The sequence below is a fragment of the Paenibacillus glycanilyticus genome (assembly GCF_023715145.1).
In the GTDB taxonomy this organism is placed as follows: domain Bacteria; phylum Bacillota; class Bacilli; order Paenibacillales; family Paenibacillaceae; genus Pristimantibacillus; species Pristimantibacillus glycanilyticus_A.
On the sequence record NZ_JAMBNP010000002.1, the window covers coordinates 320,140 to 336,103 of the forward strand.

The following is a 15,964-nucleotide window of genomic DNA, read 5'->3' on the forward strand; positions in this document are numbered from 1 at the left end:
ATCGTTATGAAAATATTTGTTGCCGGCGCTGCCGGCGTTGTTGGCCGATTGCTGCTGCCCAAGCTGGCAGAAGCCGGTCATGAGGTGATGGGTATGACGAGAAGCCTATCGAAGATTGCCCAAGTGAAGCAGTCGGGAGCAAAAGCAGCGGTTGCCGATGTTTTTGACCGGGACAGGCTCTTTGAGCTGCTTGCAGACTATCGCCCTGATGTTGTTATTCATCAGCTGACTGCTCTGAGCGAATGGAGTCTAGCGGATAATGCGAGGATTCGGATCGAGGGCACCCGCAATCTGGTTGATGCGGCTATGGCAGCAGGCGTACCGCGGATGATCGTGCAAAGCATCTCCTGGGCTTATGAACCCGGAGAAGAGATTGCAACGGAAGCCGATCGTTTGGATGAAGAGGCACCGTTGCCGAGAAAAATCTCGGTAGACGGCGTTATTGCGATGGAGCGGGCAGCCGCGGAAATGCCCCATGCCGTTATTTTGCGGTATGGCGCTTTGTATGGTCCGGGCACGTTCTATGAATATAACAACGGCATGTTTGCTAATCAGGTCAAAGCGGGAAAGGTGCCGGCAACGGATGGCAGAACCTCGTTCCTGCATGTGGAGGATGCCGCGTTGGCTGCTCTACATGCCCTTGATTGGCCGGCTGGCTCCGTCAATATCGTGGATGACGAGCCGGCGGCCGGCAAGATCTGGCTGCCGTTATACGCGAGTGCTCTTGGTGCGCCGGAGCCAGCCATTCAAGGCGCCATGAACCGCGGCGAGCGGGGAGCCTCTAACGAGAAGGCCAGACGGCAATACGGCTGGAAGCCCCAATACCCGACCTGGCGGGAAGGATTGCTCTGTAATTAGAATACATTTCTATCATATATGCAGGTTTTTTTGTGAGATTAGCCTTTTTCAAGGCAAGCATGACAAGCGCATACGCCATGCGGCTCTTGTCCCACACACATTAACGGGACAACAACCTTGGAGGTGCTTGTTTGAAATCCGCAGTCCGGAAATCCAGAAAGCATAGGCATGGCAAGCGTAAGGTCCGGCCGGACAGCAAGGGCCGCAGGGAATTCAAGGACCGGCGGGTCCACAAGGGGAGCAAGGCATTCCGGGAGCGTTCTCGCCTGCTTACGCCAACGTGTATGACAACGCAGCGCAAACGTTAATCGACAATCAGGCTGTTCGGTTTAACCAATTTGATCAGCCGACATCGATTATGGCCGGTGGAATCCTGGCAACGGCAACATCGTTGACGGTTCCAACTGCCGGTGATTACACTGCGGATTGGAGTGTGTCCTTCCTGCCGCCTCCAACCCATTGCGCGTTCGGGATATTTATTAACGGCGTGCTGAATCCCGCACCAACCTCCGGGCTGGCCGTGACCGATGGCCAGCAGGTCAATGATGTAGGAGCTACGGCGATTTTGCGTTTAGCGGCTAATGATGTGGTGGAGTTGCGTGCTCTTATACCGGCAGCTACCAGCGCACCGGCTATCATCAATATAAGCGGTGTCATCTAGTATCCGCCGTTTGGCGGGGTAGCCGACCAGCCAATTGCCAGCGCATCGCTTCGAATCATCAAATTAACGGCATAATTAAGCACGCCAAAGCACCGGAATGGACCTTCATTCCGGTGCTTTTCGTTTGATGGATCCGACCCAGCCAATGCCGCTTTAAAAATTCCGGTGGAGTTGACGCGGAGCTCAGCCATATGCTATCGTTGACTACGTTACTTATTTAGTAAATTAGTAAATAAGTATGAAGGGGATGAAGACAAAAGTGGAAAAGCAGCGCAAGAGAGAGCTTGGGACAGCCTACGCACAGTCCTTCCGCAGAATGGGCATTTATCAGATCAAGAATGTGGAGAACGGCAAGATATTGGTGCTTGGCACGATGGATTTGGAGGGCGCGAAGAATCGGCTGGCCTTTATGCAGCAGACGAATATGAATACCGTGTTTGAATTACAGCAGGATTGGAACAAATACGGGGGAAGCAGCTTCGCGTATGAAGAACTGGATACAATCAAGCCCCGCGAGGAGCATCTGAATGACCGTTCCGAGCTGAAAAAATATCAGGCGGAAGTAGATGCGCTTCTTGAGCTATGGCTCGAGAAGCTGCAGCCTTATGATGAGGCAGGCTATAACCGCCGGCCGCGTGCGAATTAAACGGCAACCCGCTGCTTCCTGACGGAGGCTGCGGGTTGTTGTTGCATCACAGGGAGATTGACTCCATTCTCCCGTTAACCTACAATCGGTTTCAAGAACTTTTGCAGGCACTATGGAATGGGGGAGCGGACCGATGCCGTCATATACGGATCAGCTGTTTGAAGAGGTGGATTTCAGCGGGGAAGATCTCAGGGAAGCCGAGCTGATCCGCTGTACGTTTATAAAATGCAGGTTTAGTCATACGCGCTTGGAGGAGGCTGCCACAACAGGCTGCAGATTCGAGGAATGCGACTTTCACGGCGCATCGCTGAATGCGTCCGTTCATACCGAGACGGCTTTTACGAACTGCCGTTTTGAATCGGCCAATCTGTTCGTAGCCAAGTTCGCGCAATGTAAAATGACCGGATCCGATTTCGCCGGCTCTGAGCTGAACGGGATCACGATTGTTAAAGGGGATTGGTCGTATACCAATCTCAGACACGCGAAGCTGGATAAGCAGAACTTGAGAGATGTCCGATTCGTAGAGGCAGATCTGATGGGGGCATCGCTTGAAAAATCGGACCTTCGGAAATGCGATTTGTCGCGGGCGAATTTGTCTCAAACGAATCTAAGCGGAGCTGACTTGCGCGGGGCCGAGCTGGAAGGCGTGCCTTGGATGACCGTGAATGTGAAGGGTGCGCGAATGGATACGGCCCAAGCGATAAGCCTGCTCCGGTCACTCGGGGCGAAGGTAGAGTGAAAGACGGTCTGAAATCTGTTACGATAGTGGTATTCTTCTAATTCATCCTACATAAGGAGAGGGCTAAAATGTCAGAAGCCGCACGTGTTACAAGCTTTCTGGAGACGGTTGACGTCGAGTCCGGCGAGCGCCGCGTTCTTGCGCAGTTTGATTATTTGATCGAGGCGCCGAACTGGACAAGCGATGGCAAGACCCTTATTTATAACAGCAAGGGCCGGATTTACAGCTACGATATCGCAGCAGGCACCAGCAAAGAAATTCCTTCCTCCTTTGCCGTACAATGCAATAACGATCATGTCTTATCGCCGGACAATACCCGCCTTGCTGTCAGCCATCATACGAAAGAAGACGGCCAATCGCGTATTTATATATTCCCGCTGGAAGGCGGAGATCCCGTCCTCGTTACTCCGATGGGGCCAAGCTACCTTCACGGCTGGTCGCCGGATGGCAGCACGCTTGCTTATTGCGCGGAGAGAAATGGGCAATACGACATCTATGCGATTCCGGCTAATGGCGGAGAGGAGACCCAGCTGACGAATACGCCGGGGCTTGACGACGGTCCCGAATATTCGCCTGACGGGGAATATATTTGGTTCAACTCCGTGCGGACCGGCCTAATGCAGGTGTGGCGCATGAAGACGGATGGCAGCGAGCAGACGCAGATCACGTTTGACGAGAGCAACAGCTGGTTCCCTCATGTATCGCCGGACGGCAAGCAGGTTGCCTATATTACTTACCGGAAGGGCGATGTTGCTCCGGGCGATCATCCCCCTAACAAGCAAGTAGAGCTTCGGCTTATGTCAAGCAAGGGCGGCGAGTATCGGACGCTAGTCCAGCTGTTTGGCGGACAAGGAACGATTAACGTTAATTCCTGGTCCCCTGACAGCAGGCAGCTTGCTTTTGTAAGCTATCAATTGCACTCGTAATTTTTAAGAAAAAGCCGCTCTATCGTCCACTCCTTACGGGTGGAACGGAAGAGCGGCTTTTTCTTGCGCGCGGCTTACGTGCAGGCATGCTTCATATGCTGGATAAAGGTTCGAACCTGGTAGGCAATCAACTCATCCTTCCGGTAGGCCAGACAAATATGGCGCTGCTGCACCTTCCCCGGCAATTCGCGCAGAACAAGCTCCTTGGCTTCCACTTCTCTCTTTACGCTCCGCCATGGCAGAATGCCAATGCCAATCCCATGCTTGACCGATTCCTTAATCGTCTCGATAGCGCCAAGCTCCATGCCCACTGTCCAATCCAATCCGTTATCTCTTGCCCACAGATCCGACAATTCCCTCGAGGTTGAGCCATGCTCATGGAGGAGGAACGACTGACCACGCAGATCATCAACCGTAATGTTTTCTTGGTGGGCGAGAGGGTGGCTGTAGGGCAGCACCAGTTTCAGATCATCATCGGCCAGCGGGATAATTTCCACGTCATCCATCGGGCGGACGATTAAGGAAACAACGGCAACATCAATATCGAATTCTCTTAACAGCTTCATTACGGTTCCGGCTTGCTTCACCGTAAGCTGCGGAATCACTTTATCATAGCTGGCCTGGAAGGCAGCCAGGTACGGCGGCAGGAAATAAGTAGCGGGCGTATAGCTTGCGCCGATTTTTAATTGTCCGCGGCCTTGCTCTCTATGCTCCTTCATTAACTGGCCGGCTTCATCCAGTAACGCGCATATCCGTTTGGCGTAAGGTAGCAGAGACTGTCCCGCATCGGTTAGCCTGAGCTGCCGGGGATGCTTATAGAACAGCTCTACGCCGATGGCCTCCTCGAGTTTTTTCAGGTGAAAGCTGACGGTGGGCTGTTTGAGCTGAAGCTCGGCTGCGACCTCTGTTAAGGTAGACAAGCGGGCTGCATGGGCAAATACGCGAAGCTGTTGAATGTTCATCTGGGCTCATCTCCTTATCTCTCTTGCCATACTATAGATAATTTCGATGAACCTATCAATAAGGATAGATGTTATTTAATGTAATCTTATCATTCGCTTAATCTTCCATTTACAAATTCTCGTTAATCTGAGATAGAAAGAAGAAGATATTGGAGGGGTAAGAGAAATGGCAAACGGGTATAAAATGAAGGGTCTTATGCTTGTCAGCGTATTGATGGCAACAGCGGCACTGTCGGCATGCGGAAGTAACGGCAATAACGAAGCAAATACTGCAGCAACAAACGGCACTAATGCGGCAGCAACGACAGAAGCAAGCACGGAGCCAACGAAGGAAGCCGCTGCGGAAAGCCCTGCGGCAGACGCCAGCAAAGATGAGCCGCTTGTTGTGTATCTGAATGACTTCGACGATATCGTGAAGCCGATGTTCGAGGAGAAGACGGGCTACAAGCTGGAGATTGTCTCCGGCAACGGCGCAGAGATCGCCTCCCGTATCGAAGCGGAGAAAGGCAATCCGCATTGGGACGTTGTATGGATGGATTCGATGCCAACCATTGACCAAATGGGCAAGAACGGACAGCTTCTCGACAGCTGGGCGCCAAGCAATCTCGGCGGACTGACAGATTTCGCGAAAGGCCTTGTACCCGCCAATAATACTTACTTCCCTACGGGTGAGCACGCTGCATCCGTTATCGTCTATAACACGAAAGCATTCGACGCAAACAGCGCCCCAAAAACTTGGGATGACCTGCTTGACGCCAAATTCAAAGGCGCAATCGGCATGGCCGATCCGGCTGTTGCAGCACCGGCTTATCCGTTCGTAGCCTGGTTCTTCCAATCGGAAGGCATGGACCAAGGCAAAAGCTACTTCGATGCGCTGCTTAAGAACGGCGTGCATGTCTATCCGAAGAACCCTAACGTAGCGAAAGCTTTGACAGACGGCGAGATCAAGGCTGCAGCTCTTCAAGAAAGCAATGCTTATACGCTTAAAAATGCTGGCGAGCCAGTAGATATTATTTGGCCGGCTGAAGGCGCTCCGGCTTCGGTACGCGTAGCGGCGATCCAAAAGGAATCCAAGCACCAGGAAGCGGCAAAAGCATTCGTAGAATTCCTGCTTGATCCGGCAACCCAGCAGGCACTGATTGATAAAGGCGACGAAAGCTACTTCGAGCCATCGGTAAAAGGCGTTAACGCGAAGGCTGACCGCGCGGCGGATGCGAAGCTGGTTGTCGCAGAAGCGGGCTGGGCAGGCGAGCATGAGGGCGAAATTAAACAATGGTTCGCGGATAAAGCGGTGAAATAATGCTGCGAATCGGGACGCAAGGAAACCGGACTGGCTGGCTCGTGCTGGCCGTCCTGTTTCTTCTTATACTTCTGCCGCTTGTTGCCGTCGTTATCCAAGTACTCCTGCCGGGAGTATTTTTTGGTCATTTTGAGCTGGGTAATTTATCGCTGCTGCTGGACGTATTCCGACGGCCGCTCTGGTATGTCTCGCTGAAAAACTCCGTTATCCTGGGCATTGGAACAACGGTGCTGGCGACGATTGTTGGTACGGCAATCGCGATGGCCAGGTCCAATTGGGCGTTCCGCGGCGCTAAGCTGCTTGACTTCGCCGTTTGGATTCTGATTATTACCCCATCCTTCATCTTGGCGCAGGGCTGGGTTATGTTTGCCTCCGCTGACGGTCTAGCCGCGCAATGGCTCGGATGGCATGGCCTGCATTCTTTTATTTTCCAACCGGTCGGGCTTATTGTGGTTATGACGCTCAGCAAGTTCCCGCTGGCTTACTTAACGGTCTATTCGGCGCTCGAGTGGAAGGTTGACCGGCTGAGCGAAGCTGCGCGTTTGTCCGGCGGCTCTAGCTGGACGGTGTGGCGGACGATTCAGGCACCGCTCTTGCTGCCGGCTATTTGCTCGGGAGCCATGCTGGTCTTTATGGATACGGTAGGCGACTTTGGGCTTCCGGCGTCCATCGCGACGATCTTCCGATTCCCGACTCTGCCCTATTCGATTTATTCAGCTCTGTATACATCGCCGATCCGGTTCGATATGGCCGGGGCGTTATCCTTTTATCTGGTGCTGCTCATTGCTCTGGCAATGAGTGTCCAGCTGTACGCCATGCGCAAGTCACGGTACGATTTCTTGTCCTCGCGGGCAACCCGTTCAGAACCAAAGAAGCCGCGCAAGAACGGCATTTATCTTGTGTTCGGCAATATTGTGTTTCTAGCCGTTGTAATCGGAATTCCATTTGGCTCTAATCTGCTTATGTCTATTTCGGGCAGCTCATCCGGCAAGGGGCGTGAGCTGACGTTCGAACATTATAAAGCTTTGTTTGCCGGTAATAACGATATGCTGCTTAAAGGGCTGACCCATTCGCTGGAGATTGCTGCCGTAGCCGCTGTTATCGGACTGTTGGTAGGCTTCCTTGTCGCTTATGTCCTCACTTATTCGGAGTTCAAGCTGCGCAAGACAATCGATGTCATCTCGCTTGTCTCGCTGGCCGTGCCGGGAATCGTGCTTGGGATCGGCTACATCTTCATCTGGAACCAAGCTTGGCTTGAGAAAATCGGGCTGCTGCTCTACGGAACGCCTTGGATTCTGATTCTGGCAAGCGTAGCCGGGGTTATTCCCGTTATTACCAGAGTGGTCGTCGGCGCAATGGCGAAGGTGCCAAGACAGCTGCTCTCCGCGGCACAGATGCAGGGCGCATCCTTCAGCCACCGAGTTACGACGATTCTGATGCCATTGATTAAAGGGGCATTGCTGTATGCGGGACTAGCAGCGTTTGGAGCCAGCGTATTTGATCTGGCGATCTCGTCCATCTTGTATCCGCCTAATTTCATGACTCTTCCGGTTGTTATTAATAAAGCCTTTGAAGATCTGCAATTCGGATACGCGGCTGCTGCCACGTTGACCGGCGGAGGACTCGTTATCCTCATCATTGCGGTTATGGAGCTGCTTATTAAACCTTCAAGAAAGCGGGTAAAATCATGACAAATACGATATTGGAAGTCGAGCGGCTGGGTAAATCCTTCGGCTCTCATACCGCCCTGCGAGATATTAATTTCTCCGTCAATCAAGGGGAGATTATCAGCGTGCTTGGACCGTCGGGCTGCGGCAAATCAACCTTGCTCCAGCTGATCGCCGGTCTTCAGCAGCCGGATGAGGGAGAGATCCGGCTGCGCGGAACAACGGTTGCAACCGTATCGCGTCTTGTACCGCCGGAGAAGCGCGGCATCAACATGGTGTTCCAGGATTACGCCTTGTGGCCGCACATGACGATCTACGACAACATGGCTTATGGACTCCGGAGGCAAAAGGTTCCTGCAGCCGCTATCCGCGAGAAGCTTGCGGAGCTTGTGGCCTTGCTGCATCTGGAAGGGCTGGAGGACCGCCTTCCGCCGCAATTATCCGGCGGTCAGCAGCAGCGGGTAGCGATTGCGCGCGCGCTTGCGACCAAGCCGGATCTGCTGCTGCTCGATGAGCCGCTCTCCAATCTCGACATGCGTCTGCGCATCGAGATGCGTTCCGAGATGGCGTATTTGTTCCGTCAGCTTGGCACAACCGTATTCCATGTGACCCATGATCCGGATGAAGCCTTTGCGATGGCAGACCGTTTGATGATTATGCGGGCGGGCGCCGTTGATCAGATTGATCGTCCGCAAATCTGTTACGACCGTCCGGCTACCTTGTCTGCCGCCATGCTGCTTGGCGCAGGAAACCGATTAAAGAGCAAGCTTGTCAGGGAAGGCGAGCATGCGACCGTCCGGATTGCCGGACAAGAGATTGTGGGAACCTCGCCGGGTAATTCGAATAAACTCCGCACCGAAGCGGTAGACCTGTTGTTCCGTCCGGACTCCGCGCTATGGCAGACGATGCCGACGGCGGCGGCTAACCAGCTGCCTGTCCATGTGCTTCACAGCGTATTCGAAGGCAAGCGGTGGCGGGTGCTCGCGAAGACCGGCGACGGCCAGCCGATCTCCTTCCTTCATGACGAGTACCTGGATGCCGGGCTTGAAGGAAGCCTGCATATCAGTGCTTCCGACGCCTTTGTATTCCCTCAGCAATCGGCATAACGATATGATACACGGCAAAAGAGAGACAGCTCTAAGAGATGTCTCTCTTTATTTTGTCTAGCACCATAAATGAGGATTAGAAGAAGTAGGGCGAGTTAGGCTGCTGGAGGTAACCAAACGGCTGCTGCTGGTATTGCTGCTGCGGATAGGGCTGATGTCCAAAGGGGCCTTGTGCATAGGGATATTGGGAGTAGGGCTGCGGGGCTTCCGCCTCGCGGGCCGGCTGGCAGTTGGCCGGCGGGCCAATAACGGTTGTATCGGTAATCGGCGCCAATGTTTCTTTCACCATCTGCTCGTTTAGGCAATAGGTATGGGCCAGTACGCCAGGAGGCGTCAAACGCAGCATATCGGACATGCCGATGAACTCCGGCACCGGAGCGTCGAAGATTGCAAGCAGGTGGGTGTTATCGACCGTAGCGATCTCGTAATGCGGCCAGCCCTGCGGGACATTGGCAACCTGGCCGGGCTGTATCGGGAAGTTGAGCAGCTGCTTCGTGAACGGATTGATGATCGAGACAACTGCCGCGCCGGAAATACAATATACAAGCTCGGATGCATTCTGATGGGTATGCGGCTCTACGACATTCGAACGGCTGAGGTAAATATCCAGCAAAGACACGTTGCCAAGGGTATTTAATTGTTCAATCGACAACGTATTAATGAAGTTGCGATTGTCTTTTTTGAAGGTCGTATTTTTATTCACGTCATACCAGAACTGTACATTTGGAGAAGTAAAATCCATATAGGATACCGCCACTAGCTTTCCGCCTTTCTGTCGGACATGAGGATTGAAGACTAATGGGATATCCTATGCTTCCGCCTATTAAGACGTTCGCCTATTTCAAATAAGACTTGCCCGGGTATTTTACGACCGGCCATTTCTCCTTGCGGAGATGGTTTAGCAGCTCGGGCCCGACATGGAGATTATCCGCTACGAGATCTCTAGGGGTGAGGGCCATCCATTGGTTGAGGGAGACATCCATAAACCTGTCGCTCTTGAACATCTCGAGGAACCATAAGGAATCATCGCCGGTGTTCTGAATATAATGCCCGAATGCAAAAGGCACGTAGCCAACATCGCCGGCGCGGTAATTAAAGGTTCTGGCCGCTCCGTTCCCCGCAAAGACGGTCATACGCCCTTGTCCGGTCAAGTAATACTGCCATTCATCATTATTGGGATGCCAGTGCAGCTCCCGCATGCCGCCCGGCTTAATCTCGACAAGTGCGGCGGCGATCGTTTTGGAGGCGTGGAAATTGGTAGAATCTACGATCCTTACCGTACCGCCTGGTGTCACGATGGGAGTTTGCGCGAGAAGCCGGTATTTAAAGCTCTGCGGGACAGTGCCGTAAGGGGAGTGAACCTGCTGGCTTTCAATAGATCCGGGTACATGATCCTGGAAAATATATACCTGATCCGAAGGAATGGAGTCGAAGGCAGACTCGGGCACGCCAAAGTTGGCGCATAACACATCCTTGGGCGTATGCGCGAACCAGTCGGAAATCGACAACGTGTTCAGATCGGAGAATTTGCCGTCGTCAAATACGAGCAGGAACTCGCAGCCATGCTCCAGTCCCTGAATGGAATGCGGCAGTCCCGCCGGGAAAAACCACAAGTCGCCCGCGCCAACATCCGCGATGAAATTGCGTCCGTCCTGGTCAACCGACGTAATGCGGGCGCTGCCCCAAATCATGTAGGCCCATTCTGACTGCTGATGCCAATGCAGCTCCCGTACGCCGCCCGGCGTCAGATACATGTTTACGCCGGCGAGCGTGGTAGCGATAGGCAGCTCGCGCACGGTAATCTCCCTTGACCAGCCCCCTTGGTTGAGCTGCATATGGGTATCGGAATACGCGAATTTCAGGTTCGGCACCAGTCCGTAATCCGTCACCGGAGGTCGCAGCATATCGGGATTCTCCAAATCTCTCATTATATCCCGCGGGCCTAGGTCCGGACCTCCTGCATCATCGCTTGGCCGATAAGGCTGAGGCACCGTAAAAGGTTCGCTTTTTCCATGCAGATCGTCAGGAGATATGTTCAAGGCAGCAAGAAGATCATTTGCAGCATGGGGGTTATTGCCCGAATTCGATTCGTTCATGCCATTCCCTCCTAAATAAGCTCTTCAAACATACATATGACGGAAGGGTTGGCTATTATATACGAAAAAAAGCCGGGCAGTCTGCCCGGCTGTCATTCTGTTAGAAATCCGCGGATCCCATTTTGCCGTCCTGGAAGTCGACAAAGGCTTGGAATACCTCCGCGCGGCTGTTCATGACGAACGGTCCTTGCTGGAAGACGGGCTCATCGATGGGCTCGCCGCTTAATACGATAACGACGGTATCATCCGTTTGCCCCTCGATGCGGATGGTTCCTTCCGTATTCGTGAAGAGGATAAAGTCGCCTGCCGCTGCTGCTTTGTCTCCGTTAATAACGGCGCTTCCGGTCAGTACCATAGCGGCCGTGTTGTAGGAGGAAGGAAGCTCGAAGCTGGCTTTGCCGTTTGCCTTGAACGAAATGTCAAACAGGTTGATGGGAGTAAACGTGCGGGCAGGGCCGGTAACGCCATGAAAGCTGCCGGCGATAATGCGTACCGTACCGCCGTCGTCCGGGAGCTCCGCATATCCCATGTCCGCTTTTTGCAGCTCCTGGTATTTTGGCTCATGCATTTTATTCGCGCGGGGCAGATTGACCCACAGCTGAATGACGTGGAACAAACCGCCTCGCTCGGAGAAGCTTTTCTCATGGTATTCCTTGTGCAGCAGTCCGGAGCCTGCCGTCATCCACTGAACATCGCCGGGGCCGATAATCCCGTGATTGCCTTTGTTGTCGTGATGCTCAACGTAACCGTCATAAGCGATCGTGACGGTCTCGAATCCGCGGTGCGGATGCGCGCCGATGCCTTTCACTTCTGCGCTTGGCGGGAATACGTACGGTGCATTATAATCCATCAAAATAAAGGGACTAAAGCGTTGTCCGAAGTTCGTGCCTCCCGGAAAATAGTTCGAGACCCGGAAGCCGTTGCCGACCATATGAAACGGAGGCCCTTGATATACGCCTTCTATCGAGCGGAATGTGGTTGTCATGATGGAAGCACCCCTTTATTATTAGTGAGCAATAATTATCTTAAATTTAAGATACTATAAAAAAGTAAGTATGTAAAGGGGGATTATAAAATGAAAAGACAGCCTCTCATCTCAAGATGTGTGACGTCATAATTGTTGAGAAGAAAATCAAAATTAATGAGAAATAAAATTCATAATTGGTGATAAATCAGCCAAAGTGTATAAGAACCATTGCATTGGAATTTTATCAAACAAACGATATCGTTCAATTAGGTATGGCGACAATTACACCAAAGGGACTTATTCATAATAGTAAGGTATATTCGAATCCGGCTATGATCAAACACTAGTGGTTTGAACATGCTGAGAAGTTTGGAGAGTGGCAATGTCCGGTAGGTTATTTTCCAGAGAAACCGGATCATATTGTGCTGTTCGATGCGCAAAGACTGGAGGTTGCGTCATGTGTTGAGAATCAGCAACATCCAGATGCTGCTGTTCTTGAGTAAATAAAAATGTCAGTATTAAAACAAACTAATAAGCAAAAAAAGGCTCTGCTAAGTAAGCAGAGCTGTAATAAAAACACAGTCTATTTTATTTTTAGTGAGATGCTGTGCCGTTCGTTTAACCTTGCTTTTGTTTTGAGATTTCGCGCCGAACGATAGGAGCGACCTTATCTGCCAACAACTCAATCGCTTTCGCTACTTTGGCGTAAGGCATGTTCCCGATGTCCAATTGGAGAATATAGCGGCTATGACCGAATAATTCGTATTGGCGCAAGATCTTTTCAGCGACTTCTTGAGGACTGCCGACAGGGATGGCCATACCAGGTCCGACCATCATCTCAAAATCTGAACGAGATATAGCTGCCGTGCCTCCCGCTCTTTTCCCTAGGAAGTGGCCCATATAGTTGCTGTAATGAGGATAAAATTCATCCTTGGCCTGTTGAGAAGTCTCAGCTACATAACCATGGCTGGTGACGGCTACTTGTAGCTTCGACGAATCGTGTCCTGCTTCTAGGCCCGATTGGCGGTACAAGTCGACAAGAGGTTTAGCCCGTTCAGGAGAACCTCCCAAAATTGCAAGGGCCATCCCTAAGCCGAGTCTTCCCGCATTGACGGCGCTTTGTGGCGTCCCACCGACTCCGACCCACAAAGGTAAGTCTCGCTGATCTGGGCGTGGGGCGATTTCCAAATCGTTTATTGCACTGCGGTATTGGCCACTCCAAGTGATTCGGTCACTTTCGCGAAGCTTCATTAATAGGTCTAGTTTCTCCGAGAACAGTTGGCTGTAGTCATCCAATTTATAACCGAATAGAGGGAAAGAGTCTACGAATGCACCTCTTCCCGCGATGATCTCGGCTCGTCCTTCGGACAGCAGATCGAGGGTTGCAAAATCTTCGAATAGGCGAACGGGATCGACGGTACTAAGCACGGTTGTGGCGCTGGTCAAGCGGATTCGTTCCGTAGCCTGGGCGATTGCCGCAAGCACGACGGCATTTGATGAGACAGCGAAGTCCAGTGTATGATGCTCCCCGATTCCAAAGATGTCTAGGCCTGCTTGGTCAGCCAACTTGGCGGCGTCCACGATTTCTTTCAGCCGTTGCTTATGGCTGACCTGAACGCCATGTAGGTTAGGAACCGTATCGCCGAACGTATACAATCCGAATTCGAATACGGGTTTATCTTTTCTTGTGGTTACGTCCGTTTGTTTATTTTGAATGGTCATAATGATGTCCTCATTTCTTTTTATGTTGTTGGATATAAAGCCTTATGCGTGTCGATTGTTTCTTTGGCCAGTCGATTTAACCGATCTAAGATATCGGGATTTACAAGCTCTTTATCGGGATTGTAATCTTTGTTCTCGATGAACACATAAGAAGAGATGATATTAGCCTTCATAAATGCCAGAATCGGTTTTAGCTGATGTTCCGCCATCAGGAAGTGCTTAGACGTCCCAGCCGTTACGATAATGCCGATCGTCTTTCCCCGGAGGGCATCTGGAGGAAGCAGGTCAAACACATTTTTGAGTATGGCAGGGATGGAGGCTTGAAAGATCGGTGTTCCGATCAGAATCGCGTCTGCATCCATGACCAACTTGGCAACGTGCAGCGCGTCTCCCTTATAATCGAGATAATTTCTACCGTCGCCGTACGGGATGTCGTAATCAGCGAGATCGATCATGGAAACATTCACGTCCGCATCAATTTCACCCGCCATGCGAATGGCATTATTCATGGCAACTCTTGTTTTGGATCCTATGTTAGATCCGGATAATCCTAACAGTTTCATGGAAATCGTCTCCTTATTTAATTATTTAGCGGTATATTTACGAATGGCAGGCACGATTTGTTGGGCGACAATCTCGATATTACGAGCCAGCTTTTCGAACGGCACTCCTCCGACGTCCATCTGCAGAAGAAGGCGTTGATGACCGAATAATTCATATTGATGAAGAATTTTCTCGATGATTAATTGCGGGCTACCAACCAAGAGCGCATCTTTGTAATCTGACGATTGTGCGAAAGCTTCTTTAGGATAAGTGCCCCCACGCAGCGCGCGGAAAGCCGTATTTAGATGAGGATAAAATTCGTTAACAGCATCTTGCGACCGTTCCGACACATACAGCATCGCGGTTGTAGCCACTGGAAGCGCCGCCGAATCGTAACCGCTTTGTTCCGCGGCTTGACGATAGGCATCAACGGAAATCTTGAAGTTGACCGATGGACCGCCAAGCGCGGCGAGCATCAAGGGAACGCCGGCAATTCCGGCTTTAATTGCGCTCGCCGGTGCGCCACCGACTGCCCTCCAGATAGGCAATCGACCGCTTAAAGGACGCGGTAGTACGGTGGCCTGATCGAGCGGGGCCCGGAAATTCCCTCGCCAAGTGATCGTCTCCTCGTTGTTAAGACGAATCAAGAGGTCCATCTTCTCTTCAAATAGTGCTTCATAATCACTTGTGTCGAATCCCAGCAAATCGTATGCGCCTAGTCGAGATCCTCTTCCGGCGACGATTTCAGCGCGACCACCAGAGATTAAGTCGATCGTGGCGAAGTCCTCATAGACGCGTACCGGATCGTTTACACTAAGTACCGTTGACGAACTTGCGATCTTAATTTTATTTGTGGCATTCGCGATCGCGCCCAGGACGACCGAGTGTGCCTGAGTGGCGAAGTGTTCTTGATGGCTTTCGCCTACGGCAAATACGTCGAGTCCTGCCTGATCCGACAACTTGGCGGCCTCAATCAATTCGTGCAAACGCTCGCCAGCGGTGATCTTATAACCCGTATGTGGATTGCCAAAATGTTCGCCGACAGAATAAAGTCCAATTTCCATGCCATTATTAGGGTTAATTCGATATTGTTCCATTTTGTTCTCTCCTTTTATTTAGGTTTCGAATTATCAGTTGACTAGTCAAGTGATAGAGCAAAAAAAATTACTCACGAGGCAAGCTTTTATTTAAGCTATGCTTTTGTAGCCGCGTGACTAGCTCATACAAGGTTTTCTGTTCTTCTTCCGTCAACGTTTCATCGAAGAAGGAAGTCTGGAACGCCAGTTGCGCAGGGAAAGCTTCCGCCAAAACTGCTTCCGCCTGAGGCGTAAGACTGATCATCTTGGTCTTCCAGCCTTGTTTGCGCTCGATGTAACCGTCCTTTTCCAATCTAACCAGCATTCTAGAGATTCCGCCTTCTGTCACAGTTAGCTTGCTAGCCAATTCCAACTGGTTCAGCGGCTGAAAGGTTCTAATTTGCACGAGAACATCGAACTGTGCGGTCGTTAAGCCGAATCGCTTCAGAAATTCGTTCGTCATGTGATGGCTGCGGTTCGTGAAGCGAACAAGACGGAGCCAGATTAAGGAACCCAATGTGTGGTAATCGCTCATTCAGAACCTCCCTCTGTCTTTCGATAATCTCACTTTACTACTCAACTGATAAAAGATCAAGATTTTTGACCAGGTAGTTTTTTCTATTTGTCAGTCAGAAGCAATTGATATCCGGTCAGAAATATATGCAATTGAAGTTGTAGACTGAGAAACTAGTTTG

The 15,964-nt window shown here is 51.5% G+C and carries 17 protein-coding genes; 8 read left to right on the forward strand and 9 right to left on the reverse strand.

Features of this window, described 5'->3' with window-relative positions; all coding sequences use genetic code 11:
* The first annotated feature begins 6 nt into the window (after positions 1-6).
* Positions 7-858: an NAD-dependent epimerase/dehydratase family protein gene (locus M3194_RS06655; protein ID WP_251652651.1), complete on the forward strand. Its 852-nt coding sequence runs from the start codon at positions 7-9 to the stop codon at positions 856-858.
* 280 nt (positions 859-1,138) lie between these two features.
* Positions 1,139-1,519, forward strand: coding sequence for a hypothetical protein (locus M3194_RS06660; RefSeq protein WP_251652652.1), 381 nt, complete (start codon positions 1,139-1,141; stop codon positions 1,517-1,519).
* On the opposite strand, the gene M3194_RS06665 is transcribed toward M3194_RS06660, so the two are convergent.
* Positions 1,516-1,710 carry a hypothetical protein gene (locus M3194_RS06665; RefSeq protein ID WP_251652653.1) on the reverse strand — a complete coding sequence of 65 codons (195 nt, stop codon included), beginning with the start codon at positions 1,708-1,710 and terminating at the stop codon, positions 1,516-1,518. The genes M3194_RS06660 and M3194_RS06665 overlap by 4 nt on opposite strands.
* 68 nt (positions 1,711-1,778) lie before the next feature.
* On the opposite strand from M3194_RS06665, the gene M3194_RS06670 reads away from it, so the two are divergent.
* The 3 genes from M3194_RS06670 to M3194_RS06680 all read left to right on the forward strand — a co-directional run bounded on the left by M3194_RS06670 (position 1,779) and on the right by M3194_RS06680 (position 3,830).
* Positions 1,779-2,165: a GIY-YIG nuclease family protein gene (locus M3194_RS06670; protein ID WP_251652654.1), complete on the forward strand. Its 387-nt coding sequence runs from the start codon at positions 1,779-1,781 to the stop codon at positions 2,163-2,165.
* 133 nt (positions 2,166-2,298) lie between these two features.
* Complete coding sequence (locus tag M3194_RS06675; protein ID WP_251652655.1) at positions 2,299-2,904, forward strand: pentapeptide repeat-containing protein; 606 nt, start codon at positions 2,299-2,301, stop codon at positions 2,902-2,904.
* 68 nt (positions 2,905-2,972) lie between these two features.
* A complete protein-coding gene (locus tag M3194_RS06680) occupies positions 2,973-3,830 on the forward strand; it encodes a TolB family protein (protein ID WP_251652656.1) in 858 nt (285 codons plus the stop codon).
* Positions 3,831-3,904: 74 nt separating this feature from the next.
* On the opposite strand, the gene M3194_RS06685 is transcribed toward M3194_RS06680, so the two are convergent.
* Complete coding sequence (locus tag M3194_RS06685; RefSeq protein WP_251652657.1) at positions 3,905-4,792, reverse strand: LysR family transcriptional regulator; 888 nt, start codon at positions 4,790-4,792, stop codon at positions 3,905-3,907.
* Positions 4,793-4,958: 166 nt separating this feature from the next.
* On the opposite strand from M3194_RS06685, the gene M3194_RS06690 reads away from it, so the two are divergent.
* Genes M3194_RS06690 through M3194_RS06700 form a run of 3 tightly spaced genes read left to right on the forward strand, consistent with a single transcriptional unit; the run spans position 4,959 to position 8,865 of the window.
* Positions 4,959-6,092: an ABC transporter substrate-binding protein gene (locus tag M3194_RS06690; RefSeq protein ID WP_251652658.1), complete on the forward strand. Its 1,134-nt coding sequence runs from the start codon at positions 4,959-4,961 to the stop codon at positions 6,090-6,092.
* Positions 6,092-7,783, forward strand: coding sequence for an ABC transporter permease (locus M3194_RS06695; protein ID WP_251652659.1), 1,692 nt, complete (start codon positions 6,092-6,094; stop codon positions 7,781-7,783). The genes M3194_RS06690 and M3194_RS06695 overlap by 1 nt, the downstream gene beginning before the upstream one ends.
* The gene (locus M3194_RS06700; RefSeq protein WP_251652660.1) at positions 7,780-8,865 is read left to right on the forward strand and encodes an ABC transporter ATP-binding protein; all 1,086 of its coding nucleotides are present in this window, start codon (positions 7,780-7,782) and stop codon (positions 8,863-8,865) included. Before M3194_RS06695 ends, M3194_RS06700 begins: the two co-directional genes overlap by 4 nt.
* A gap of 76 nt (positions 8,866-8,941) precedes the next feature.
* On the opposite strand, the gene M3194_RS06705 is transcribed toward M3194_RS06700, so the two are convergent.
* The 7 genes from M3194_RS06705 to M3194_RS06735 all read right to left on the reverse strand — a co-directional run bounded on the left by M3194_RS06705 (position 8,942) and on the right by M3194_RS06735 (position 15,804).
* Positions 8,942-9,622 carry a cupin domain-containing protein gene (locus tag M3194_RS06705; RefSeq protein WP_251652661.1) on the reverse strand — a complete coding sequence of 227 codons (681 nt, stop codon included), beginning with the start codon at positions 9,620-9,622 and terminating at the stop codon, positions 8,942-8,944.
* Between the two features lie 79 nt (positions 9,623-9,701).
* Positions 9,702-10,961 carry an oxalate decarboxylase family bicupin gene (locus M3194_RS06710; RefSeq protein ID WP_251652662.1) on the reverse strand — a complete coding sequence of 420 codons (1,260 nt, stop codon included), beginning with the start codon at positions 10,959-10,961 and terminating at the stop codon, positions 9,702-9,704.
* A 100-nt stretch (positions 10,962-11,061) separates the two neighbouring features.
* Positions 11,062-11,946: a pirin family protein gene (locus tag M3194_RS06715; protein ID WP_251652663.1), complete on the reverse strand. Its 885-nt coding sequence runs from the start codon at positions 11,944-11,946 to the stop codon at positions 11,062-11,064.
* A gap of 600 nt (positions 11,947-12,546) precedes the next feature.
* Positions 12,547-13,650, reverse strand: coding sequence for an LLM class flavin-dependent oxidoreductase (locus M3194_RS06720; RefSeq protein ID WP_251652664.1), 1,104 nt, complete (start codon positions 13,648-13,650; stop codon positions 12,547-12,549).
* Between the two features lie 20 nt (positions 13,651-13,670).
* A complete protein-coding gene (locus M3194_RS06725) occupies positions 13,671-14,213 on the reverse strand; it encodes an NADPH-dependent FMN reductase (RefSeq protein WP_251652665.1) in 543 nt (180 codons plus the stop codon).
* A 21-nt stretch (positions 14,214-14,234) separates the two neighbouring features.
* The gene (locus tag M3194_RS06730) at positions 14,235-15,290 is read right to left on the reverse strand and encodes an LLM class flavin-dependent oxidoreductase (RefSeq protein WP_251652666.1); all 1,056 of its coding nucleotides are present in this window, start codon (positions 15,288-15,290) and stop codon (positions 14,235-14,237) included.
* A gap of 67 nt (positions 15,291-15,357) precedes the next feature.
* A complete protein-coding gene (locus tag M3194_RS06735) occupies positions 15,358-15,804 on the reverse strand; it encodes a MarR family winged helix-turn-helix transcriptional regulator (protein WP_251652667.1) in 447 nt (148 codons plus the stop codon).
* Between the last annotated feature and the right edge of the window lie 160 nt (positions 15,805-15,964).